This window comes from Pseudomonas sp. Leaf59 (assembly GCF_920984685.1).
In the GTDB taxonomy this organism is placed as follows: Bacteria; Pseudomonadota; Gammaproteobacteria; order Pseudomonadales; family Pseudomonadaceae; genus Aquipseudomonas.
On the sequence record NZ_CAKLBR010000012.1, the window covers coordinates 39,843 to 62,212 of the forward strand.

21 protein-coding genes are annotated in these 22,370 nt (G+C 60.3%); 15 read left to right on the forward strand and 6 right to left on the reverse strand.

Annotated features, from left to right (window positions below):
• The first annotated feature begins 25 nt into the window (after positions 1 to 25).
• The 8 genes from LUB09_RS14455 to LUB09_RS14490 all read left to right on the forward strand — a co-directional run bounded on the left by LUB09_RS14455 (position 26) and on the right by LUB09_RS14490 (position 9,693).
• Positions 26 to 859, forward strand: coding sequence for an ATPase (locus LUB09_RS14455; protein ID WP_209984136.1), 834 nt, complete (start codon positions 26 to 28; stop codon positions 857 to 859).
• Positions 860 to 1,663: 804 nt separating this feature from the next.
• Positions 1,664 to 2,923, forward strand: a complete 1,260-nt coding sequence (locus LUB09_RS14460) for a D-mannose isomerase (RefSeq protein WP_209984134.1) — start codon at positions 1,664 to 1,666, stop codon at positions 2,921 to 2,923.
• 104 nt (positions 2,924 to 3,027) lie between these two features.
• The gene (locus LUB09_RS14465) at positions 3,028 to 4,314 is read left to right on the forward strand and encodes an ABC transporter substrate-binding protein (RefSeq protein ID WP_209984132.1); all 1,287 of its coding nucleotides are present in this window, start codon (positions 3,028 to 3,030) and stop codon (positions 4,312 to 4,314) included.
• Between the two features lie 90 nt (positions 4,315 to 4,404).
• On the forward strand, positions 4,405 to 5,313 hold the full coding sequence (locus LUB09_RS14470) for a carbohydrate ABC transporter permease (protein WP_209984129.1): 909 nt from the start codon (positions 4,405 to 4,407) through the stop codon (positions 5,311 to 5,313).
• Complete coding sequence (locus LUB09_RS14475) at positions 5,306 to 6,151, forward strand: carbohydrate ABC transporter permease (protein WP_057007126.1); 846 nt, start codon at positions 5,306 to 5,308, stop codon at positions 6,149 to 6,151. The genes LUB09_RS14470 and LUB09_RS14475 overlap by 8 nt, the downstream gene beginning before the upstream one ends.
• Positions 6,152 to 6,153: 2 nt before the next feature.
• Positions 6,154 to 7,314, forward strand: coding sequence for an ABC transporter ATP-binding protein (locus tag LUB09_RS14480; protein ID WP_209984126.1), 1,161 nt, complete (start codon positions 6,154 to 6,156; stop codon positions 7,312 to 7,314).
• An 87-nt stretch (positions 7,315 to 7,401) separates the two neighbouring features.
• Positions 7,402 to 8,748, forward strand: a complete 1,347-nt coding sequence (locus LUB09_RS14485) for a carbohydrate porin (RefSeq protein WP_003237795.1) — start codon at positions 7,402 to 7,404, stop codon at positions 8,746 to 8,748.
• Positions 8,749 to 8,847: 99 nt separating this feature from the next.
• Positions 8,848 to 9,693 (forward strand): D-hexose-6-phosphate mutarotase, encoded by an 846-nt coding sequence (locus tag LUB09_RS14490; protein WP_209984124.1) that lies wholly within the window; start codon positions 8,848 to 8,850, stop codon positions 9,691 to 9,693.
• A gap of 120 nt (positions 9,694 to 9,813) precedes the next feature.
• Here LUB09_RS14490 and LUB09_RS14495 read toward each other — a convergent pair whose 3' ends face one another.
• Positions 9,814 to 10,674, reverse strand: a complete 861-nt coding sequence (locus LUB09_RS14495) for a MurR/RpiR family transcriptional regulator (protein WP_172832156.1) — start codon at positions 10,672 to 10,674, stop codon at positions 9,814 to 9,816.
• A gap of 220 nt (positions 10,675 to 10,894) precedes the next feature.
• Between LUB09_RS14495 and zwf the strand changes: the two genes are divergently transcribed.
• Genes zwf through LUB09_RS14510 form a run of 3 tightly spaced genes read left to right on the forward strand, consistent with a single transcriptional unit; the run spans position 10,895 to position 13,744 of the window.
• Positions 10,895 to 12,361 (forward strand): glucose-6-phosphate dehydrogenase, encoded by a 1,467-nt coding sequence (zwf, locus tag LUB09_RS14500; protein ID WP_209984120.1) that lies wholly within the window; start codon positions 10,895 to 10,897, stop codon positions 12,359 to 12,361.
• Positions 12,348 to 13,061, forward strand: coding sequence for a 6-phosphogluconolactonase (pgl, locus tag LUB09_RS14505; protein ID WP_231422889.1), 714 nt, complete (start codon positions 12,348 to 12,350; stop codon positions 13,059 to 13,061). The genes zwf and pgl overlap by 14 nt, the downstream gene beginning before the upstream one ends.
• 17 nt (positions 13,062 to 13,078) lie before the next feature.
• Positions 13,079 to 13,744: a bifunctional 4-hydroxy-2-oxoglutarate aldolase/2-dehydro-3-deoxy-phosphogluconate aldolase gene (locus LUB09_RS14510; RefSeq protein ID WP_057007119.1), complete on the forward strand. Its 666-nt coding sequence runs from the start codon at positions 13,079 to 13,081 to the stop codon at positions 13,742 to 13,744.
• A gap of 155 nt (positions 13,745 to 13,899) precedes the next feature.
• On the opposite strand, the gene LUB09_RS14515 is transcribed toward LUB09_RS14510, so the two are convergent.
• Entirely contained in the window at positions 13,900 to 15,075 is a 1,176-nt protein-coding gene (locus LUB09_RS14515; RefSeq protein WP_231422890.1) for an aminotransferase class V-fold PLP-dependent enzyme, read from the reverse strand.
• A gap of 10 nt (positions 15,076 to 15,085) precedes the next feature.
• Positions 15,086 to 15,322: a DUF3820 family protein gene (locus tag LUB09_RS14520; protein ID WP_231422891.1), complete on the reverse strand. Its 237-nt coding sequence runs from the start codon at positions 15,320 to 15,322 to the stop codon at positions 15,086 to 15,088.
• 208 nt (positions 15,323 to 15,530) lie between these two features.
• Here LUB09_RS14520 and LUB09_RS14525 point away from each other — a divergent pair, with 208 nt between their 5' ends.
• A complete protein-coding gene (locus tag LUB09_RS14525; protein ID WP_231422892.1) occupies positions 15,531 to 15,998 on the forward strand; it encodes a ferritin-like domain-containing protein in 468 nt (155 codons plus the stop codon).
• 74 nt (positions 15,999 to 16,072) lie between these two features.
• On the opposite strand, the gene LUB09_RS14530 is transcribed toward LUB09_RS14525, so the two are convergent.
• Together LUB09_RS14530 and LUB09_RS14535 are read right to left on the reverse strand one after the other, a co-directional pair.
• Entirely contained in the window at positions 16,073 to 16,543 is a 471-nt protein-coding gene (locus LUB09_RS14530; protein ID WP_057007116.1) for a MaoC family dehydratase, read from the reverse strand.
• A 53-nt stretch (positions 16,544 to 16,596) separates the two neighbouring features.
• Positions 16,597 to 17,541 (reverse strand): alpha/beta hydrolase, encoded by a 945-nt coding sequence (locus LUB09_RS14535; RefSeq protein ID WP_231422893.1) that lies wholly within the window; start codon positions 17,539 to 17,541, stop codon positions 16,597 to 16,599.
• Positions 17,542 to 17,732: 191 nt separating this feature from the next.
• Here LUB09_RS14535 and fadD2 point away from each other — a divergent pair, with 191 nt between their 5' ends.
• A complete protein-coding gene (fadD2, locus tag LUB09_RS14540) occupies positions 17,733 to 19,421 on the forward strand; it encodes a long-chain-fatty-acid--CoA ligase FadD2 (RefSeq protein WP_231422894.1) in 1,689 nt (562 codons plus the stop codon).
• Between the two features lie 391 nt (positions 19,422 to 19,812).
• Entirely contained in the window at positions 19,813 to 21,504 is a 1,692-nt protein-coding gene (gene fadD1 / locus LUB09_RS14545) for a long-chain-fatty-acid--CoA ligase FadD1 (RefSeq protein ID WP_231422895.1), read from the forward strand.
• 50 nt (positions 21,505 to 21,554) lie between these two features.
• Here fadD1 and LUB09_RS14550 read toward each other — a convergent pair whose 3' ends face one another.
• Complete coding sequence (locus LUB09_RS14550) at positions 21,555 to 21,932, reverse strand: hypothetical protein (RefSeq protein ID WP_057007112.1); 378 nt, start codon at positions 21,930 to 21,932, stop codon at positions 21,555 to 21,557.
• 200 nt (positions 21,933 to 22,132) lie between these two features.
• Between LUB09_RS14550 and LUB09_RS14555 the strand changes: the two genes are divergently transcribed.
• Complete coding sequence (locus LUB09_RS14555; protein ID WP_003237824.1) at positions 22,133 to 22,324, forward strand: CsbD family protein; 192 nt, start codon at positions 22,133 to 22,135, stop codon at positions 22,322 to 22,324.
• The last annotated feature ends 46 nt before the right edge of the window (positions 22,325 to 22,370 follow it).

Here is a 22,370-nt window from a genome sequence, read left to right on the forward strand (position 1 = left end):
CATCTCACCGATTCAGGGTTGATTCATGCGTAACGATGCCAACGACGATTTCGACAATGTTCCCAGCCTGCGGGCCGATACCGGGGACGATGATGATTTCGTGCCGACGCCCGCCACGTCCGTACGCTCGCGGCCCGCGCCCGTGGTCAAGGTCAGGAGCGCCAGCACCGGGCCGTTGTGGGCGCTGGTCGGCGCGCTGCTGATCGCGTTTGCCGGCCTTGCCTGGTGGAGTTTCCAGCAGATCTCCCTGATGGGCCAGCAGTTGGTTGCCACCCAGGAAAGTTTCGCGCGCATCAGCGAGGAAGCGGCGGGGCGCCTGCAGGATATTTCCGGCAAGGTGGTGGCCAGCGAAGCCAACGTCAACACCGGCAGCGAAGCGCTCAAACAGCAGATCAAGCAGTTGGAAACCCAACTGCTGGAGCAGGGCAAGCAACAGGTCGGCGTGGCCGGCCAGGCTACCGAGCTGGACAAGCGCCTGGCGCAGATGACTGCCAGCACCACTGAGCTGGCCAGCGCCAATGCCGCATTGCAGGGCCAGGTGCAGGCGCTGACGGATGCCGTGGCGACGCTCAAGGCGGCGCAGGGGGATGCCGGCAAGCGCGATGCCGAGCTCCGGGAGCTGGCGGCTGATGTAGCTGCGTTGAAAAAGCAGGGCAACCCGACGGCCGCCATTGCCCGCCTTGAGCAGGACATGGTTGTGCTCAAAAGCGCGCAGGAAAACCAGCCCGCCAACGTCGATGCGCCGACCAACAAAGAGTTCGACGTATTCCGTATCCAGACCACGCGCAATATCACCACCCTGCAGAGCCAGGTACAGACCCTGAGTCAGCAGCTCAACGCGCCGCGAGGCGGTCAGTGACCTGATGGGTCAGCGGTGAATCGCCCAGCGAGCTGGAGCCTCTGTGGTGAGCGGGCCTGTTGTGGCAAGCAGGCCTATTGTGATGAGCAGGCCTGTTGTGGTGAGCGGGCTTGCCCTAATGCCGTTCAGTTAAGCGCAGATTCCCTGTGGCGAGCAGGCTTGTCCTGCGTTGGGCGGCGCAGCAGCCCCAAAGCCAGGCGCTGAGCCGTATCAGGTACACCGCATTTTGCTCGATGGGGGCGCTTCGCACCCCAACGCGGGGCAAGCCCGCTCGCCACAATAATCCCACACATTTTCCTTAACTGAACGGCATTAGGGCTTGCCCCGCGTTGGGCTGCGTAGCAGCCCCCAAATCAAAAAAACGTGATGTACATATCCGTTTCTGCGGTAACGACGACTTGGGGTTCCGCTCTTACAGCGAGTCACTTTTTGAAGAGCGCAAAAAGTAACCAAAAACGCTTCGCCCCAACACTCGGCACCTCGCCCAGGTTCGGCCAGCGTGTTTGACGGGGCGCCTCAGATCAAGATCAAAGGCGCGGCGGCCTGAGAGCCGACCGATAGGGGGAGTGTGAACGGCGATCAAATGTGGGAGTTGCGGTGCGACGATTCGACTTGCCTGAAACTTCAGGCTTAAAATCAAAAAATTATTTGTGGTTGATCAGCGCAGGCTTGCTCCCTCCCTGGATTGCGGTCAAATTCAAGAGTGTCACCAGTCTGTGACATTTACCTTCCGCTTCGTTACTTGCCCCTTTTGCGCCCTTGTTTAGACTCCGGTCATCCCACAAAAAATAATAAGGGCCACCCATGACCACGCAACCACTGCCTGCCAGCAGTTGGCTGAACGCTCCTGCCCATCACGCCTGGCTTGCCGCCGAAGGCCAGCGCCTGCTGTCATTCGCCAAGGCCTCACGCCTGCCTGACGGTTTTGGCAACCTCGACGACAAAGGTCAACTGCCGGCCGACGCTCGCGCTGAAACCATGAACACTGCCCGCATGACCCACAGCTTCGCCATGGCCCATGCCATGGGGTTACCCGGCTATGCCGAACGGGTGGCACACGGTGTCGCAGCCTTGAGCGGCCCGTTGCGCGACGGCGAGCACGGTGGCTGGTTCGCCGCGGCCAATGCCTGCGATGGCAATACCGGCAAGGCCGCCTACCTGCATGCGTTCGTTGCCCTGGCGGCCAGCTCGGCCACGGTGGTCGGTGCACCCGGCGCGCAGAACCTGCTCAACGACGCGATCCACATCATCGATCAGTTCTTCTGGAGCGAAGAGGAGGGCGTGATGCTCGAGTCCTTCGCCCGAGACTGGAGCGGCGTCGAGGCTTATCGGGGCGCCAACAGCAACATGCACGCCACCGAAGCCTTCCTCGCCCTGGCTGATGTCACCGGCGACACCCGCTGGCTGGACCGCGCGTTGCGTATCGTCGAACGGCTGATCCACACCTTTGCGGCCGGCAAGCAGTTCATGGTGATCGAGCATTTTGACGCGCACTGGAAACCGCTGCCTGCGTATAACGAAGACAACCCCGCCGACGGCTTTCGTCCCTACGGCATCACGCCTGGCCATGGGTTCGAGTGGGCACGGCTGCTGTTGCACCTCGAGGCCGCGCGCCTGCAAGCCGGGTTGGCCACGCCTGACTGGCTGCTGAGCGACGCCAAAGGCCTGTTCGCCAGCGCCTGCGAATACGCGTGGGCCGTGGATGGGGCGCCGGGCATTGTCTACACGCTGGACTGGAACCATCGCCCGGTGGTGCGCGAGCGCCTGCACTGGACCCATGCCGAAGCCAGCGCCGCTGCCCAGGCCTTGCTCAAGCGTACCGGTGAGCTGCATTACGAAATTTGGTATAGACGCCTCTGGGAGTTCTGCGAAACTCAGTTCATCGACCGCGTCCACGGCAGCTGGCACCACGAACTCAGCCCGCATAACCAGCCCGGCAGCAGGATCTGGGGCGGTAAACCGGACCTGTACCATGCCTGGCAGGCGGTGGTGCTGCCTGCACTGCCGTTGTGGCCGAGCATGACGACCGCTTTGGGCGCCGGGCGCTATGTCACCAAGTGGTGACATTTGTGCATCCCTTTGTTACCTGCACTTGAAAAATCCATGTTTAAACTCCGTGCAGCGCAAGCTCTAGACTTGCATGCATAACAACAAGAAAAGGTATTGTGATGAACGCGATTAATCGCCTCGCTCTAGCTGTTTCCGTTGCCTCTTTGTTTCCCCTCAGTGTATTTGCCGCCGACTCCAAAGGTACGGTTGAAGTCGTGCATTGGTGGACCTCGGGCGGTGAAAAGGCGGCTGTGGATGTCTTGAAGGCCCAAGTCGAGAAAGACGGCTTTACCTGGAAAGACGGTGCCGTCGCAGGTGGCGGTGGCGCCACTGCCATGACCGTGCTGAAAAGCCGCGCGGTGGCCGGCAACCCACCAGGCGTTGCCCAGATCAAAGGTCCCGACATTCAGGAATGGGCGTCCACTGGCTTGCTCGACACCGACGTCCTCAAGGACGTGGCCAAGGAAGAGAAGTGGGATTCCCTGCTCGATAAAAAAGTCTCCGATACCGTGAAGTACGACGGTGACTACGTGGCCGTTCCGGTGAACATTCACCGCGTGAACTGGCTGTGGATCAACCCGGAAGTCTTCAAGAAAGCCGGCATCACCAAAAACCCGACCACCCTCGAAGAATTCTACGCAGCCGGCGACAAGCTCAAAGCTGCGGGCTTCATTCCGCTCGCCCATGGTGGCCAGCCTTGGCAGGACAGCACCGTATTCGAAGCCGTGGTCCTGTCGGTGATGGGCCCGGAAGGCTATAAGAAAGCTCTGGTTGACCTCGATAACGCGGCGCTGACCGGTCCGGAAATGATCAAGTCGCTCACCGAGTTGAAGAAAGTCGCGACCTATATGGACGTCGACGGCAAAGGCCAGGACTGGAACCTCGAAGCAGGCAAGGTCATCAACGGCAAGGCCGGCATGCAGATCATGGGTGACTGGGCCAAGTCCGAATGGACCGCCGCCAAGAAAGTCGCCGGCAAGGACTATGAGTGCGTAGCCTTCCCGGGCACCGACAAGGCCTTCACCTACAACATCGACTCCCTGGCCGTGTTCAAGCAGAAAGACAAAGGCACTGCGGCCGGTCAGCAGGACATCGCCAAAGTCGTGCTGGGTGAAAACTTCCAGAAAGTGTTCAGCATCAACAAGGGTTCAATCCCTGTGCGCACCGACATGCTCACTCAAATGGACAAGCTGGGCTTCGACGCCTGTGCCCAGACCGCTGCCAAGGACTTCCTGGCAGACGCCAAGTCCGGCGGCCTGCAGCCAAGCATGGCGCACAACATGGCCACCACCCTGGCGGTGCAAGGTGCGTTCTTTGACGTCGTGACCAACTACATCAACGACCCGAAAGCCGACCCGGCCGACACGGCCAAGAAGCTTGGTGCTGCGATCAAGTCGGCCAAGTAACGCTTAGCTGCTGGTCCTTGTGAGGGGAAACCCCCTGACCCCTCACAAGGCTTGTTTGTGTAGTCCCTTTTTCCTGTACTGGATTTTCCCATGAGTTCTGTTGCTGTGTTCAGCAAGGCCTCGCCGTTCGATGCACTGCAGCGCTGGCTACCCAAACTGGTGCTGGCGCCGAGCATGTTCATCGTTCTGGTGGGCTTCTATGGCTACATCCTGTGGACGTTTGTACTGTCGTTCACGACCTCTACGTTCCTGCCCAACTACAAGTGGGCGGGTCTTGCGCAGTACGAGCGGTTGTTCGACAACGATCGCTGGTGGGTCGCAAGCAAGAACCTGGCGCTGTTTGGCGGCATGTTCATCGGTATCACCCTGGTAATCGGCGTGACCCTGGCGATCTTCCTCGACCAGAAAATCCGCCGCGAAGGGTTCATCCGCACTATTTATCTGTACCCGATGGCGCTCTCGATGATCGTCACCGGTACCGCCTGGAAATGGCTGCTCAACCCCGGCATGGGCCTGGACAAACTGCTGCGTGACTGGGGCTGGGAAGGCTTCCGTCTGGACTGGCTGATCGACCCGGACCGCGTCGTCTATTGCCTGGTGATCGCCGCCGTATGGCAAGCCTCGGGCTTTATCATGGCGATGTTCCTCGCCGGGCTGCGGGGTGTCGACCAATCGATCGTGCGCGCCGCGCAGATCGACGGCGCCAGCCTGCCGCGCATCTACTGGAGCGTGGTGCTGCCCAGCCTGCGTCCGGTGTTTTTCAGTGCCGTGATGATCCTCGCGCACATCGCGATCAAGAGCTTCGACCTGGTCGCGGCCATGACCGCCGGTGGCCCGGGCTATTCGTCCGACCTGCCCGCGATGTTCATGTATTCGTTCACCTTCAGCCGTGGCCAGATGGGCATGGGCTCGGCCAGTGCGATCCTGATGCTCGGTGCGATCCTCGCGATCATCGTGCCTTACCTCTACTCCGAGCTGAGGACCAAGCGTAATGACTAGTCTCGCTAACAAACCGGCGATCAGCCTGAGCCGCATCGCGATCTACGCGGTGCTGATCCTCGCCGTATTGCTGTACCTGGTGCCGCTGGTGGTGATGCTGCTGACCAGCTTCAAGACCCCGGAAGACATCAGCACCGGCAACCTGCTGAGCTGGCCCACCGTGGTCACCGGCATCGGCTGGGTCAAGGCCTGGGCCACGGTGGATGGCTACTTCTGGAACTCACTGAAAATCACGGTTCCGGCCGTTCTGATCTCCACGGCGATTGGTGCATTGAACGGTTATGTGCTGTCGTTCTGGCGTTTTCGGGGTTCGCAACTGTTTTTCGGCTTGCTGCTGTTCGGCTGCTTCCTGCCGTTCCAGACTGTGCTGCTGCCGGCCTCGTTCACCCTCGGCAAGATGGGCCTGGCCAGCACCACCACGGGCCTGGTGTTCGTGCATGTGGTCTACGGCTTGGCGTTCACCACGCTGTTCTTCCGTAACTACTACGTGAGCATTCCGGACGCGCTGATCAAGGCGGCCCGCCTGGACGGTGCAGGGTTCTTCACCATCTTCCGTCAGATCATTCTGCCGATGTCGACGCCGATCATCATGGTCTGCCTGATCTGGCAGTTCACCCAGATCTGGAACGATTTCCTGTTCGGCGTGGTGTTTTCCAGCGGCGACTCCCAGCCCATCACGGTGGCGCTGAACAACCTGGTCAACACCAGCACCGGGGCCAAGGAATATAACGTGGATATGGCGGCGGCGATGATCGCCGGGCTGCCGACCCTGCTGGTCTATGTGATCGCAGGCAAGTATTTCGTGCGCGGCCTCACGGCCGGCGCGGTCAAGGGGTAATCATGGCTACGCTTGAACTTCGCAATGTAAACAAGACCTATGGCGCCGGCCTGCCCGACACCTTGAAGAACATCGAACTGTCGATCAAGGAAGGTGAATTCCTGATTCTGGTCGGCCCTTCCGGGTGCGGAAAGTCCACCCTGATGAACTGCATCGCCGGCCTGGAGACCATTACTGGCGGCGCGATCATGATCGGTGATCAGGACGTCAGCGGCATGAGCCCCAAGGACCGTGACATCGCCATGGTGTTTCAGTCCTACGCGCTGTACCCGACCATGAGCGTGCGCGAGAACATCGAGTTCGGCCTCAAGATCCGCAAGATGCCTCAGGCCGATATCGACGCCGAAGTGGCGCGCGTGGCCAAGCTGCTGCAGATTGAACACCTGCTCAACCGCAAGCCGGGCCAGCTCTCCGGCGGCCAGCAACAACGTGTGGCCATGGGCCGTGCGTTGGCGCGTCGGCCGAAGATCTACCTGTTCGATGAACCGCTGTCCAACCTCGATGCCAAGCTGCGCGTCGAGATGCGCACCGAAATGAAGCTGATGCACCAGCGCCTGAAAACCACCACCGTCTACGTCACCCACGACCAGATCGAAGCGATGACCCTGGGCGACAAGGTGGCGGTGATGAAGGACGGCATCATTCAGCAGTTCGGCACGCCCAAAGAGATCTACAACAACCCGGCCAACCAGTTCGTGGCGAGTTTCATCGGTTCGCCGCCGATGAACTTCGTGCCGCTGCGCCTGCAGCGCAAGGACGGTCGTCTGGTGGCGCTGCTCGACAGCGGCCAGGCCCGTTGCGAGCTGGCGCTGAACATGAGCGATGCCGGCCTTGAAGACCGCGACGTAATCCTGGGCCTGCGCCCGGAGCAGATCATGCTGGCGGCGGGCGAGGGCAACAGCGCTTCGAGCATTCGCGCTGAAGTCCAGGTGACCGAGCCGACCGGCCCGGACACTCTGGTGTTCGTGCAGCTCAATGACACCAAGGTCTGCTGCCGCCTGGCACCGGACGTGGCACCGCAGGTGGGCGAGACCCTGACCCTGCAGTTCGATCCGGCCAAGGTATTGCTGTTCGATGCCAAAACCGGCGAGCGCCTGGGCACGTCAGCTGCATTGCCTTCATCGGGACAAGCCGATAATGTGGCCCAGTTCAAAAGCCGTTGAATCAGTTAACTGGTTGTTTTAGCTGAAAAAAATGTAAACCGCGTTAGATAAAAACAGTTTAATAACAATAAAGACGAGGATGTAGGGATGAAAAAGCAACACAACAACACTCGACTGCTCTGCCAACTGTCCGCAGCAGCAGCCCTGGTATTGTCCGCCAATGCGATGGCGGCCGATGCATTCAGTGCCGATTCCAAGTGGATGACCGGCGATTGGGGTGGCGAGCGTACCAAGCTGATCGAGCAAGGTATCGACATCAAGGCCGACTACGTGGGCGAGATGGGCTACAACGCCCACGGCGGTTTTAACGATGACAAGACCGGTCGCTACTCCGACCAGTTCGGTCTGGGCGTGGCACTGGACCTGCAAAAGCTGTGGGGCTGGGATAACACCCAGGCCAAGATCCAGCTGACCAACCGTAATGGCCAGAACATCTCCAACGACCGCATTGGCGACCCGCGTGCCGGCACGCTGAGTTCGTCCATGGAAGTCTACGGCCGTGGCCACATGGTGCGTCTGACCCAGTTCTGGATCCAGCACCAGATGTTCGACAACAAGCTGGACGTGAAACTCGGTTACTTCGGCGAAGGCGAAGATTTCAACACCTTCCCGTGCGACTTCCAGAACCTGTCGTTCTGCGGCTCGCAAGTGGGTAACTACGTGAACACCTGGTACAACTGGCCAGTCAGCCAGGCGGCCATCCGCGTGAAGTACAACATCACGCCTGAGCTGTATGCGCAGATCGGCGCCTACAACCAGAACCCGTCGCAGCTGGAGCACGGCAACGGCTTCAAACTCAGCGGCAGCGGCACCAAGGGCACCGTGATTCCGGTGGAATTGGTCTGGTCGCCGAAGGTCAACAACCTGCCGGGCGAATACCGTGTGGGCTACTACAAGAGCGCGGCCGATGCAGCCGACGTTCGTGAAGACGTGAACGGCAACGACGCGGGCACCACCGGCGCGGCCTTCCGTACCCACAGCAGCAAAAAGGGCTACTGGTTCGTTGCGCAACAGCAACTCACCACCCACAACGGCGACGCCTCCCGTGGTCTGAACATCGCGGCCAACGCCACGTTCCACGACAAGGAAACCAACCTGGTCGACAACTATCAGTCGATCATGCTGGTGTACAAGGGCCCATTCGATGCGCGTCCAAAAGACGACATCGGTATCGGCGCTGCGCGTCTGCACGTCAACGACGATGTGCGCAAGAACGCTGAACTGGTCAACGCCTCCAATGGTTTCACCGACTACGACCAGGCAGGCTTCGCGCCACTGCGTTCTACCGAGTACAACTACGAAATCAACTACGGCTTCCACGTTACCAACTGGCTGACCGTGCGTCCCAACCTGCAATACGTCACCCACCCAGGTGGCGTGGATAAAGTCGACAACGCGGTAGTCGCCGGCCTGAAAATTCAGTCGGTGTTCTAACCCTGCTGCGATAAGCTCCTCTCTCTGTGCGCATTTTGCGGGTAGCCATGGCTATCCGCTTTTTTTTGCGCAGCACTGTGAAATTCAGGACCGTGGCACATGCATGAGCATCCGCTGCAACGCTTTTTCAAATCCCTGCGCGAACGTCCGGTGTTCGCCTGGGAGCGCTTTCAGATGCGCGATGTGTTGGTGATCGACCATCCGCTGTGCCAGGCAGTGTTCAGTCGTCAGGGCGCGCAATTGCTGCATTTTCAACCTGCCGGGCAAAAGCCCTGGCTGTGGTGCGCGGCCAAGTGGCCGCAGGTCGGCGCCATCCGTGGCGGCGTGCCGGTGTGCTGGCCGTGGTATGGCCGGCATCCGAGTGAAAACGCGTGGCCGTCCCATGGCTGGGCGCGGCTGATCGACTGGAAACTGCTCGACAGCAGCACCGCAGAAGATGGCGTGCGCCTGCATTGGCAATTGCAGCTGTGCGACTGGCAGGTCGACCTGCACGCCCACTTGGGCGATACCCTGGAGCTGCGCCTGAGCACCGAGCATCAGGACGAGCTGCCATGCCAGCTGAGCCACGCGTTGCACGCTTACTGGCGTATTGGTCACGTTGATGAGGTAGCGCTGTCTGGCCTGGATGGCGCGCAAGGGTATGACCAGCTCAATCGCCAGGTTTGCCAGCAGGAAGGCGAGCTGCGGGTGGACGGCGGCTGTCAGAGGGTGTTCCAGCACGAAGGTGAATTGCAGCTCAAGGATCACGCCTGGCAGCGCGAGCTGTGCATCGACACGGGGGAGAGCGCCGACACCGTGGTGTGGCATCCCGGCAGCCGGCCGCTGCTGGGCGTCAGTTTTAACGAGGCGTCAGGGTTTGTGTGCGTGGAGTCGGCGATGGCGGCGGCCTGCCTGGCGCCGGGGGAGCGGGCGCATTTGAGTTTGCAGGCCAGGGCAGGGGTCTAGTGGTGTGGCTGATGGCCTCATCGGGAGCAAGCCCCCTCCCACAGTTGATTTGTGAACCCATTCAAAAGTGGGAGGGGGCTTGCCCCCGATGAGGCCAGTAACGCCAACACAGATGCTGACTTAGTTGAACTCATCCCCCACCGGATACCGGCTGTCATTCAAGCTCTCTTTGATCTTGCGCAGATGCGGCTGGAAATCCACCCCGCGCCTTAACGTCATGCCGGTCGCCAGCACATCCAGTACCGTCAACTGGATGATCCGCGAAGTCATCGGCATGTAGATGTCCGTGTCTTCCGGCAACGGGATGTTCAGGCTCACCGTACTGGCCTTGGCCAGCGGCGAGTTCTCGGCGGTCACCCCCAGCACCGAGGCGCCGTTTCCGCGGGCGATGCGCGCCACTTCCACCAGCTCACGGGTACGCCCGGTGTAGGAAATAATCACGAACAGCTCGCCGGTATGCGCCACCGACGCGATCATGCGTTGCATCAGCACGTCGGCGTGGGCAGTGACCGCAAGGTTGAAGCGGAAAAACTTGTGCAGCGCATCCATGGCCACCGGTGCCGAAGCGCCCAGGCCAAAGAAGTGGATCTGCCGCGCCTGAATCAGCAAATCCACCGCCTTGCTGATCAGGGCCGGGTCCAGGGCCTGGCAGGCGCTGTCCAGGGAGGCAATGGCGCTGCCAAAGATCTTCTGCGTGTAGGCCTCGGGGTTATCATCGGCTTCCACCGCGCGGCTGACATAGGCCGCGCCGCTGGCCAGACTTTGCGCCAGCTGCAATTTAAGTTCAGGGTAACCACTGACGCCGAACGAACGGCAGAAGCGGTTGACCGTCGGTTCACTGACCGAAGCGGCCTGGGCAAGGGCGGCGATGGAGAAGCGGGTCGCCTGCTGCGGGTTGAGCAGGATGACCTCGGCGACTTTTTTCTCGGCCTTGTTCAATTCTTCGAGGCGGTTCCGGATCTGTTCCAGAAGATTTCGCACGCGGTCCATTCAGTCTTTCCTTCGGGCGACGATGCAAATAAAAAGGCGGTAACCAATCGATGAGTGGCTTTTCGCGGTGGCCTATCCTACTGAGGGTAGCTGAACACCACCACTCGGAATGCGTAATTCGGGAAAATGTTATGGTTATTACTACATTTTTCCTTGAGTGATACCTTGAAAAAAGGTATTTGTAGCTTAACTTGATAAAAGAACAAACATCATGCCCTCGATAACCGTAGAACCCTGCACCTTTGCCCTGTTTGGCGCCTTGGGTGATCTGGCGCTTCGCAAGTTATTTCCTGCCCTCTATCACCTCGATGGCGCCGATCTGCTGCACGACGACACGCGCATCCTGGCCCTGGCCCGTGAAGCCGGTTCCGAGCAGCAGCACTTGGCCCATATCGAAACAGAACTGCGCAAGTACGTCGGCAAGGCGCTGGATGAGAACGTGGCCCAGCGTTTCCTGGCGCGCCTGACCTACCTGCATGTCGACTTCATGAAGGCCGACGACTACGTCGCCCTCGCCGAAAAAGTTGGCAGCGAGCAACGCCTGATCGCCTACTTCGCCACCCCCGCGGCGGTGTATGGCGCGATCTGCGAGAACCTGTCCAAGGTCGGCCTGGCGGACAACACCCGCGTGGTGCTGGAAAAACCCATCGGCTCGGACCTGGAATCCTCGCGCAAGGTCAACGATGCCGTGGCGCAGTTTTTCCCGGAGAACCGCACCTACCGCATCGACCACTACCTGGGCAAAGAGACCGTACAGAACCTGATCGCCCTGCGGTTTGCCAACAGCCTGTTTGAAACCCAGTGGAACCAGAACTACATCTCCCACGTGGAAATCACCGTGGCCGAGCAGGTCGGCATCGAAGGGCGCTGGGGCTATTTCGACAAGGCCGGCCAGCTGCGCGACATGATCCAGAATCACCTGCTGCAGCTGCTGTGCCTGATCGCCATGGACCCGCCGGCCGACCTGTCCGCCGACAGCATCCGCGACGAGAAGGTCAAGGTGCTCAAGGCCCTGGCGCCGATCAGCCCGGAAGGCCTGACCACCCAGGTGGTGCGCGGCCAGTACATCGCCGGCTACAGCGCCGGCAAGCCGGTGCCGGGTTACCTGGAAGAAGAAAATTCCAACACCCAGAGCGACACCGAAACCTTCGTCGCGCTGCGTGCCGATATCCGCAACTGGCGCTGGGCCGGGGTGCCGTTCTACCTGCGCACCGGCAAGCGCATGCCGCAAAAACTGTCGCAGATCGTCATTCACTTCAAGGAACCGTCCCACTATATATTCGCCCCCGAGCAGCGCCTGCAGATCAGCAACAAGCTGATCATCCGCCTGCAGCCGGACGAAGGCATTTCATTGCGCGTGATGACCAAGGAGCAGGGCCTGGACAAGGGCATGCAACTGCGCAGCGGCCCGCTGCAACTGAATTTTTCCGATACCTATCGCAGCGCACGGATTCCCGATGCCTACGAGCGGTTGCTACTGGAAGTGATGAACGGCAATCAGAACCTGTTTGTCCGTAAAGATGAAATCGAAGCCGCGTGGACGTGGTGTGACCAGTTGATCGCCGGGTGGAAAAAATCCGGCGATGCGCCCAAGCCGTACGCGGCGGGTTCCTGGGGGCCGATGAGCTCGATTGCACTGATCACGCGGGATGGGAGGTCGTGGTATGGCGATATCTGAATTGAAACTGCCTCATGGCGTAACGGCCCATGAGTACCGCACGCCTGCGCTGCTGGCGGACGGCCTGGCCAATGATGTGGCCGAACAACTGCGCACGGCCATCAGCGCCCGTGGCGAGGCCACCCTGGTGGTGTCCGGCGGCCGCAGCCCGGTGGCGTTTTTCCAGCAGTTGGCCAAGCAGGGCCTGGACTGGTCCAGGGTCACCATCACCCTGGCGGACGAGCGCTGGGTGCCGGTGGAGCATGCCGACAGCAATGCCGGCCTGCTCAAGCAGCACTTGCTGCAGGGCCCGGCCGCCAAAGCGAAGTTCCTGAGCCTTTACAGCGCTGCGGCCAACCTTGAAGACGCGGCCGAGCAGGCCGATCACCTGCTGGCCGAATTACCTGGCATTGATGTGCTGGTGCTGGGCATGGGCGATGACGGCCATACCGCCTCGCTGTTCCCCGACAGCCCGAACCTTGGCGATGCGCTGGCGCCGGACGGTACCCGCCGTTGCTGGCCAATGCTGGCGCCGACCGTGCCCCATCAGCGCCTGACCATGAGTCGCGCGCTGCTGGCCACGGCCAGGTACACCGTGCTGTCGATTTCCGGCAGCGCCAAATTGACCACCTTGAGCGCCGCGCTGGCCAGTGACGACGTTGCTGCCATGCCGATTCGCGCGTTTTTGCAACCTACCTTAGAGATTTACTGGTGCCCATGAGCCAAGGATCAGCCGCTATGAAAAGCCCTCAACCGACCGTTTCCATGGCGGACAAAGTTGCCCTGATCGACAGCCTCTGCGCCAGGGCGCGGATCCTGCCGGTGATCACCATCGCCCGCGAACAGGACATCCTGCCGCTGGCCGATGCGCTGGCAGCCGGTGGTTTGACCGCGCTGGAAGTGACCCTGCGTTCCGAGTTCGGCCTCAAGGCCATTCAGGTGCTGCGCGAGCAGCGCCCTGAACTGTGCACCGGTGCCGGCACTGTGCTTGACCGTCAGATGCTCGACGCCGCCGAGGTGGCCGGTTCGCAATTCATCGTCACCCCCGGCATTACACGCGACCTGCTGGAAGCCTCGGTGCACAGCCCGATCCCGCTGCTGCCGGGCATCAGCAATGCGTCCGGCATCATGGAAGGCTATGCCCTGGGTTATCGCCGTTTCAAGCTGTTCCCGGCTGAAGTCAGCGGCGGCGTGGCGGCAATCAAGGCGCTGGGCGGCCCGTTTGGCGAAGTGAAGTTCTGCCCTACCGGCGGCGTGGGCCCGGCCAATATCAAGAGCTACATGGCGTTGAAGAACGTGATGTGCGTGGGCGGTAGCTGGATGCTTGACCCGGAGTGGATCAGGAACGGCGACTGGGCACGTATTCAGGAAGTCACTGCGCAAGCGCTGGCCCTGCTGGACTGATCGGATTTAAAGAATCGTTGTTGCTGTGCTTAACGGCATTTTTGCGGCGCACTTGGTCGGTGTGCCGCTTTTTTTTGCCTGTAAAAAACCTCAAAGTCACACATGCCTGATGTGGACGAGGGCTAGTGTGGGAGGGAGCAAGTCCCTCCCACCTGTCAGTCGATGGCCAGTTGAGTGATTGCGTTGATCAGGACATTGATGTCCTCAGCACAGGTCACCACCCCTGGCGTCACCCGAATACACGTGCCAAATGCCGGCCCCGTGCGGGTCGTGGTAAACAGGCCGTGCTCCTTGAGCAGACGGTCCACCATCACCTGTTGGTCCCGCCCACTGAACTTGAATGCGGTAATCGCGCAATACAGTCTGGGGTCATCCGGCGTGAGTACTTCAATCCCGGGCAGCGACCGCACCTGACTCACCCACATGTCCCTCAGGTAATTGAGCCGCGCACCCTTGGCCGCCGCGCCACCCAGGCTGCGATGTTCTTCCAGCACCCATGGCAACGTCATCAACGCAGGGAAGTTTGGTGTGCTATAGGGCGTGCGTGCGCGCACGTCGGTGGCGGGGTAGTGGCACTCGCCCATGTCCGGGTCGATATCGGCCAGGCGCTCGGGGGCGATGTAGAGGAAACCCAGGGTCAGCGGCGCGCCGATCCACTTGTGCAGGTTGAAGCCGGCAAAGCTGATACCCAGTTCGGCGAGATTGAAGTCGATCTGGCCCAGCGCGTGGGCGCCGTCGAGTATCACATCCACGCCGTGTGCTTGCGCGGCCCTGGCGATGGTTTCGACCGGCATCACCAGGCCGGTACGGTGGGTGACATGGGTCAGTGCCATCAGCTTCAGGCGCGGATACTGCACAAATGCCTCGCGATAGGTGTGCACCAGGCTGTCGAAACTGGCCGGATGAAGGTGGGCGATTTCGATCACCTCCACACCTCGATAGCCCGCCAGCCAGCGCATCGCCCCCTTGACCGTGTCGTACTCCAGATCGCTGATCAGCACCTGATCGCCCGGTTGCAGGCGGTTGTAATTGCGGATCAGCGACTGCAGGGCTTCGGTGGCGTTGCGGGTGAACGCTATCGCCTGCGGATCGGCGTTGATCAAGCCGGCCAGTTGGCAGCGGATGGCGTCATTGTCACCGCGCTCGAAGCGCTGGCGCACATGCAGCGAATTACTGCGGTTGATGAACGCTACGTGTTCCAGATACTGCGCCTGCACTGCGCGGCTCATGCGCCCGAAGTAGCCGTTCTCCAGGTTGATCGGGCCTGGCTCCTGCTCATAGCACTGGGCGATAGTGCGCCAGTGCTGCTCGTTGTTTGCATTCCCTGGCATGGCGAAACTCCTAATGGCGAGGGGCGGGCTTGCCGTGTTTGGTGCGCAGTGGTTCCAGCAGTTCGGCCAGGCCGTTGCTGTCGATTTCCTGCATCAAGGCCAGCAGGCCGCCCAGCTCGCCATGGGGGAAACCTTCGCGGGCGAACCAATTGAGATAGGGGCCGGGGAGGTCGGCGATGATCCGGCCCTTGTATTTGCCGAAGGGCATCTGGCGGGTGATCAGCAGTTCGAGTTTCTCTGGATTCATGGCGATCTAGGGCGGTTAAGAAGATGACAGTGAAAATACAGGCATTCTGCATGAAGGCCAAAGGACAGATCATGCAAATAACATCGGCGCAGATGGTTCAATAATTCATAACTATTTGATTTTAAATAGGAATATATTTTTCAGAAAGCTGGCACGGACACTGCAATTACCCTTGCATCCTTTTAAACCTGCCATAAGGAATTGAAAAATGACTGACATCAATAAAGAATCCATCTCCGTACTGAACGACCTGATCGAGACCAGCATTGACGGTCAGAAAGGTTTTAAAGAGTGCGCTGAAGACATCAAGCACCCGGAGCTGAAGGCTCTGTTTGCCAAGCGTTCGGTTGATTGCGCTAGCGCTGCCACAGACCTGAAAACCGCCGTGCGTGCTCTGGGTGGCGATCCGGAAGATTCCGGCAGCGTTGCCGGCGCCTTGCACCGTGGTTGGGTCGACGTGAAGTCGATGGTCACCGGTAAGGACGAAGAAGCCGTACTGAACGAAGCCGAGCGCGGTGAAGACCACGCACTGAAGGCTTACAAAGAAGCGATCGAGAAAATCAACAAGCACAACCTGCTGGGCATTCGTGACCTGGTAGAGCGTCAGTACCACGGCGTGCAACGCAACCACGACCAAGTGAAAGCCCTGCGTAACCAGGCTCGCGCTCAGTCGTAAGCACTGCGCTGTAACCCAATGCGGGAGGGGCTTGCCCCCTCCCGCATTTTTTTGCGTTGGATTTGAGTTCGGACTCAGCCAATGCTGATCGGTGGCAACTGGGTCAGCGTCAATTCAAGCTGCTTGCGTGGCGCGATGATCTCCGCTTCGCCATCCACCACCAGTTCGTCGCGCTGGTTGAACACGCGGGTGGCGATGCGCACGCGAAATTTTGGCAGCTTTTCCAGAATTTCCAGGCGCACCGTCAGCGTGTCGCCGATCTTTACCGGCTTCTGAAAGCTCATCTGCTGGCCCACATAGATAGTGCCCGGCCCAGGCAACTCGCAGGCCACGGCGGCACTGATCAGCGCGCCGCTGAACATGCCGTGGGCAATACGCTCCTTGAACATCGTGGTCTTGGCGTATTCGGCGTCCAGGTGCACCGGGTTGTGGTCGCCGGACATGGCGGCGAACAGTTGGATATCGCGCTCTTCGACGGTCTTGCTGTAGCTGGCGGTCTGGCCGACTTCGAGGGCTTCGTAGGGGGTGTTGGTTACCTGGGTCATTTAAAAGTGCATCCTGTGGCTAGTCGGTCATTAATGGGCCGGTTCTGCAAAGTTTATTCGCAGCGCGCCGGCCTGCGCAGGGTCAGGGCCTGGTCGAGCCAGTGCAGTACATCCGCGGTCACTTCATCGCGGTTGGTTTCGTTGAACACTTCATGCCGCGCCTGCGGGTAGACGGTCAATTGCAGGTGCTGGCAGCCGGCCTCACGCAGGGCTTGGGCCAGGCTGTTGAGACGCTTGCCGTCACTCACCGGATCACATTCGCCGCCCACGACCAGAATCGGCAGGCCCGGATCGATCTGCGCGAGGTTGGACGCTTTGCTGATGTGCTGCAAGCCGCCCAGCAGGTCGATCCACAGCTGGTTGGTGCAACGAAAACCACAGAGCGGGTCGTTGATGTAACGGTCGACTTCGACGGGGTCGCGGCTGAGCCAGTCAAATGCTGTACGCGTCGGTTTGAACGCCTTGTTGAATGAGCCGAACGACAGCCAGTCAATCAGCGCACTGCGCCCGCGCAAGCCCTGTCGAGCGTATTCGACACGCGCTATCACCCGTGCGGCGCGATACAGGGCCACCGGCTGGAAATTCGAACCGCTGAGAATTGCCCCATGCAGGCTGGCGCTGTGGTGCAGCAGGTAGGCCTGGGCGATGTAGCTGCCCATGCTGTGACCCAGCAGAACGATCGGCAACCCCGGCTGCTGCTGGCCGATGTGCTGGTGCAGGCTGGCGAGGTCGCCGACCACCGTGTTCCAGCCGTCCTGCTCGGCGTACAGGCCCAGGGTGCCTGACTCGGCGGTACGGCCGTGGCCACGCTGGTCCAGCGCATACACACCGTAGCCGCCGGCGCACAATGCTGCGGCCAGGCGCCCATAGCGCCCGCTGTGTTCGGCCATGCCATGGGACACCATCACCACGGCCCTGGCGGGACCCTCCGGCAGCCATTGATTGACGTACAGACGGCTTTGGTCAGTCGCGGTCAGCCAGAAGGTGCTGTGGTTCATGGCGCTTTCCTTTGCTCGGGATGGGTGCAGTGTATCGCGCACCAGGTATCTGCCCATGCCTCAGCGGCAAGATTCATACAATCAATGACACGATTTAGCGTATTTGCCTGTTTGGTTATAGCTGCTACCGTCCCCAAAGCTCCGCTTTTTATAGCAGCGGCCGGACACACTCAGGTAAGAGGACAAGAATAATGCAACCTGATTTCTGGAATGACAAACGCGCGCCCGGTGTTCCCAATACCATCGACCTCACCGCCTACACCTCGGTGATCGAAGTGTTCGAGCGCTCCTGCAAGACCTTCGCCGACCGTCCGGCATTCAGCAACATGGGGATTACCCTGACCTACGCCGAACTTGAGCGCCAGAGTGCGGCGTTCGCCGGTTACCTGCAGCAGCACACCGACCTCAAACCCGGCGAGCGCATCGCGGTGCAGATGCCCAACGTGCTGCATTACCCGATTGCCGTGTTCGGTGCCTTGCGCGCCGGGCTGATCGTGGTCAACACCAACCCGCTGTACACCCCGCGCGAGATGCGCCACCAGTTCAAGGATGCCGGCGTGCGTGCGCTGGTCTACCTCAACCTGTTCGGTTCGCGCGTGCAGGAGGTGTGCGCCGACACAGCCATCGACCACTTGATCGAAGCCCGAATGGGCGACTTCATGCCGGCCGCCAAGGGTTGGCTGGTCAACACCCTGGTCGACAAGGTGAAGAAAATGGTACCGGCCTACCACCTGCCGCGCGCAGTGCCGTTCAAGCGCGCCCTGCGTCTGGGGGCAAGCCTGGACGTGACGCGGCATCCGGTGAGCCTGGACGATATCGCCGTGCTGCAATACACCGGCGGCACCACCGGCCTGGCCAAGGGCGCGATGCTCACCCACCGCAACCTGGTGGCGAACATGCAGCAGGTGCGCGCTTGTATGTCGCAGACCGGCGACGACGGCCTGCCGCTGGTCAAGGAGGGGCAGGAGGTGATGATCGCGCCGCTGCCGCTGTACCACATCTATGCCTTCACCGCGAACTGCATGTGCATGATGGTCTCGGGCAACCACAACGTGCTGATCACCAACCCACGGGACATCGGCGGGTTTATCAAGGAGCTGAAAAAGTGGCGCTTCACCGGGCTGCTGGGGCTCAACACGCTGTTTGTCGCGCTGATGGATCATCCGGAGTTCAAGCAGCTGGATTTCTCTCACCTCAAAACCACCAACTCCGGCGGCACCGCGCTGATCAAGGCCACCGCGGAACGCTGGCAGCAGCTCACCGGCTGCGCGATCGGCGAGGGTTACGGCCTGACCGAAACCTCCCCGGTGGCCAGCGCCAACCCGTACGGCGATAAGTCGCGACTGGGCACCGTGGGCATTCCCGTGCCGGCCACTGCAATGAAGGTGATCAACGACGAAGGTGTCGAGCTGCCGTTGGGCGAGCGTGGCGAGCTGTGCATCAAGGGCCCGCAGGTGATGAAGGGCTATTGGCAGCAACCGGCGGCCACCGCCGAGGCGCTGGACGCCGAAGGCTGGTTCAAGACCGGCGATATTGCCGTGATCGATGAGGACGGCTTCATACGCATTGTCGATCGCAAGAAAGACCTGATCATCGTCTCGGGTTTCAACGTGTACCCCAACGAGATCGAAGACGTGGTGATGGCGCATCCGGCCGTGGCCAATTGCGCAGTGATCGGCGTGCCGGACGAGCGCACGGGGGAGGCGGTGAAGCTGTTCGTGGTGGCGCGTGCCCAGGGCGTGAGCGTTGAAGAGCTGAAGGCGTACTGCAAGGCCAACTTCACCGGCTACAAGGTGCCCAAGCAGATCGTGTTGCGCGACTCGTTGCCGATGACGCCGGTAGGGAAAATCCTGCGACGGGAGCTGCGCGACATCGCCTGAACCTGTAACTGAAATGGTCTAAAAGTGTGGGAGGGGGCTTGCTCCCGATAGCGGTGGGTCAGTCAACATATTCGGTGACTGATATGCCGCTATCGGCAGCAAGCCCCCTCCCGCATTTGCTTTGGAGTGCGCTGGAGGGCTTGTTCCAGAGCGGTTTGTCGGGATATTCAACGCGCGTTTAAAGTGTGACCAAATATTGTAGGACAGTCGTGATTATGACTGCGGGGCCCTCGTTTGGCTCTAGGCGGCCCTTGGCAAAGCTGCTACTCTCGGCGCGCTTTGTGACGTCTGGGCCTGCTTGAAGCGCCGGATTCACCGTACAAAAAACATACACCAATAATAATCGCATCAAATGCGATGATGAATTCGCGTCGCTGAGGAGTGGGCTTCCATGAATGAAGACTTTTGGAAGGATAAGTACCCCGCCGGGATTGCTGCACAGATCAATCCAGACGAGTATCCGAATATTCAGGCGGTATTGAAGCAGTCCTGCCAGCGCTTCGCCAACAAGCCGGCTTTCAGCAACCTGGGCAAGACCCTCACCTACGGTGAGCTGTACGAATTGTCCGGCGCTTTTGCCGCCTATCTGCAACAGCACACCGACCTGCAGCCCGGCGACCGCATCGCGGTGCAACTGCCCAACGTCCTGCAATACCCGGTCGCCGTGTTCGGTGCCATCCGTGCCGGGCTGATCGTGGTCAACACCAACCCGCTGTACACCGCGCGGGAGATGGAACACCAATTCAACGACTCCGGGGCCAAGGCCCTGGTGTGCCTGGCCAACATGGCCCATCTGGCGGAAAAGGTCTTGCCCAAAACCGCCGTCAAGCACGTGATCGTCACCGAAGTGGCCGACCTGCTGCCGCCGCTCAAGCGCCTGCTGATCAACAGTGTCATCAAGTACGTGAAGAAAATGGTCCCGGCCTACCACTTGCCGAAGGCGATCAAGTTCAATGATGTGCTCGCCAGGGGCCATGGCCAGACCGTCAACGAAGTGAGCCCGGCCAGCGATGATGTGGCGGTGCTGCAATACACCGGCGGCACCACCGGCGTGGCCAAGGGCGCGATGCTCACCCACCGCAACCTCGTCGCCAACATGCTGCAGTGCAAGGCGCTGATGGGCTCCAACCTCAATGAGGGTTGCGAGATCCTCATCACGCCGCTGCCGCTTTATCACATCTACGCGTTCACCTTTCATTGCATGGCGATGATGCTGATCGGCAACCACAACATCCTGATCAGCAACCCGCGCGACCTGCCGGCGATGGTCAAGGAATTGTCGAAGTGGAAGTTCAGCGGCTTTGTCGGTCTCAATACCCTGTTTGTGGCGCTGTGCAATAACGAAGGCTTCCGCAAGCTGGACTTCTCGGCGCTCAAGGTCACCCTGTCCGGTGGCATGGCCCTGCAACTGGCGGCTGCCGAGCGCTGGAAGGCCGTGACCGGCTGTGGCATCTGTGAAGGTTATGGCATGACCGAGACCAGCCCGGTGGCCACGGTCAACCCGATCCAGCATATCCAGATCGGCACCATCGGTATTCCGGTGCCGTCCACGGCGTGCAAGGTCATCGCCGACGACGGCACCGAACTGGCGCTGGGCGAGACCGGCGAGCTGTGCGTCAAAGGCCCGCAAGTGATGAAGGGCTACTGGCAGCGCGAAGACGCCACCGCCGAGATGCTCGACAGCGAAGGCTGGTTGAAGACCGGTGACATCGCGATCATCCAGCCCGACGGCTACCTGCGCATTGTCGACCGCAAGAAGGACATGATTCTGGTGTCCGGCTTCAACGTTTACCCCAACGAGCTGGAAGACGTGCTGGCCGGCCTGCCGGGCGTATTGCAGTGCGCCGCCATCGGCGTGCCGGACGAAAAATCCGGGGAGATCATCAAGCTGTTCATCGTGGTCAAGCCCGGTGCAACCCTGACCAAGGACCAGGTGATGGAACACATGCGCGCCAACGTCACCGCCTACAAGGTGCCCAAGGCGGTGGAGTTCCGCGATGTGTTGCCGACCACCAATGTGGGCAAGATTCTACGGCGCGAGTTGCGCGATGAAGAACTGAAGAAGCTGGGCCTGAAAAAGTAACCCAATAAAAAACCCCGCCAATGCGGGGTTTTTTATGGCCTGCACATTTTTTACAGGGCGAACTGCGCAAAGCTGATTCCTGCACCCGCCGGGCGCACATCCTTGAGGTATGAATCCTTGTCCGCGCTCAACTCCAGGGTGATCTCGGGCTTGCGCTTGCCTGCATTGCGCACCACCAGCCCTTCCAGGTTCTCGCGCAGGAACAGCGTGGGCACCTTCAGGTGCAGCAACTGGTCGGTCTCGGCGTTATGCATCAACAGGTGGATCCACTCGTACTGGCCCACGCCAATGCGCACCAGCGGCAGGTCGAACCACCAGATGTTGCGTTTGCGGTCCAGGTCGGTGAAGTGGCAGTTGTTGACGCCGAGTACGGCGCCGCCCAATGCCTGGTTTCTGCGGGCGATGGCCTGTGTCTTATCGAGTTTCATAACCTTCCTACGGGATCTGTTATTCAGCGTTTCAGCCTGAATCTGCCGGGCATTCTCGTGGGTTGGCTGCAAAACATAAAGCCAAACCTTTATGGAGCGATCAAATGCCGCCTGAAAATAATTGAAACTCTACAGAACGGCCCCGGGTCAATCTTTAGGTAGTCATTAAAAACCATTTGATTGTTATCAGGAGTAATACCATGGGCAGCACTTCCGATAAGGTAAAAGGCATGGCTAACGAAGCCGTCGGCAACGTCAAGCAAGGCGTCGGCAAAGCCACCGATAACGACAAACTGCGTGCTGAAGGCAAGGCTCAGGAACTGAAGGGCGAAGCCCAGCAAGCCGTTGGCAAGACCAAGGATGCGGTCAAGAATACCGTCGACAAAGCCTGACCCGGCACTGCGTTTGCGCAGACCTGCGGCCATCCACGGATGGCCG

Excerpts from the sequence above, each read along its gene's own strand:
- LUB09_RS14475 (WP_057007126.1), top strand. The coding sequence starts at position 5,306 with ATGACTAGTCTCGCTAACAAACCGGCGATCAGCCTGAGCCGCATCGCG.
- LUB09_RS14510 (WP_057007119.1), top strand. The coding sequence starts at position 13,079 with ATGAAAAGCCCTCAACCGACCGTTTCCATGGCGGACAAAGTTGCCCTG.
- LUB09_RS14480 (WP_209984126.1), top strand. The coding sequence starts at position 6,154 with ATGGCTACGCTTGAACTTCGCAATGTAAACAAGACCTATGGCGCCGGC.
- LUB09_RS14460 (WP_209984134.1), top strand. The coding sequence starts at position 1,664 with ATGACCACGCAACCACTGCCTGCCAGCAGTTGGCTGAACGCTCCTGCC.
- fadD2 (WP_231422894.1), top strand. The coding sequence starts at position 17,733 with ATGCAACCTGATTTCTGGAATGACAAACGCGCGCCCGGTGTTCCCAAT.
- fadD1 (WP_231422895.1), top strand. The coding sequence starts at position 19,813 with ATGAATGAAGACTTTTGGAAGGATAAGTACCCCGCCGGGATTGCTGCA.
- LUB09_RS14490 (WP_209984124.1), top strand. The coding sequence starts at position 8,848 with ATGCATGAGCATCCGCTGCAACGCTTTTTCAAATCCCTGCGCGAACGT.
- LUB09_RS14515 (WP_231422890.1), bottom strand. The coding sequence starts at position 15,075 with ATGCCAGGGAATGCAAACAACGAGCAGCACTGGCGCACTATCGCCCAG.
- LUB09_RS14470 (WP_209984129.1), top strand. The coding sequence starts at position 4,405 with ATGAGTTCTGTTGCTGTGTTCAGCAAGGCCTCGCCGTTCGATGCACTG.
- LUB09_RS14535 (WP_231422893.1), bottom strand. The coding sequence starts at position 17,541 with ATGAACCACAGCACCTTCTGGCTGACCGCGACTGACCAAAGCCGTCTG.
- zwf (WP_209984120.1), top strand. The coding sequence starts at position 10,895 with ATGCCCTCGATAACCGTAGAACCCTGCACCTTTGCCCTGTTTGGCGCC.
- LUB09_RS14485 (WP_003237795.1), top strand. The coding sequence starts at position 7,402 with ATGAAAAAGCAACACAACAACACTCGACTGCTCTGCCAACTGTCCGCA.
- LUB09_RS14465 (WP_209984132.1), top strand. The coding sequence starts at position 3,028 with ATGAACGCGATTAATCGCCTCGCTCTAGCTGTTTCCGTTGCCTCTTTG.
- LUB09_RS14555 (WP_003237824.1), top strand. The coding sequence starts at position 22,133 with ATGGGCAGCACTTCCGATAAGGTAAAAGGCATGGCTAACGAAGCCGTC.
- LUB09_RS14550 (WP_057007112.1), bottom strand. The coding sequence starts at position 21,932 with ATGAAACTCGATAAGACACAGGCCATCGCCCGCAGAAACCAGGCATTG.
- LUB09_RS14455 (WP_209984136.1), top strand. The coding sequence starts at position 26 with ATGCGTAACGATGCCAACGACGATTTCGACAATGTTCCCAGCCTGCGG.
- LUB09_RS14530 (WP_057007116.1), bottom strand. The coding sequence starts at position 16,543 with ATGACCCAGGTAACCAACACCCCCTACGAAGCCCTCGAAGTCGGCCAG.
- pgl (WP_231422889.1), top strand. The coding sequence starts at position 12,348 with ATGGCGATATCTGAATTGAAACTGCCTCATGGCGTAACGGCCCATGAG.
- LUB09_RS14525 (WP_231422892.1), top strand. The coding sequence starts at position 15,531 with ATGACTGACATCAATAAAGAATCCATCTCCGTACTGAACGACCTGATC.
- LUB09_RS14520 (WP_231422891.1), bottom strand. The coding sequence starts at position 15,322 with ATGAATCCAGAGAAACTCGAACTGCTGATCACCCGCCAGATGCCCTTC.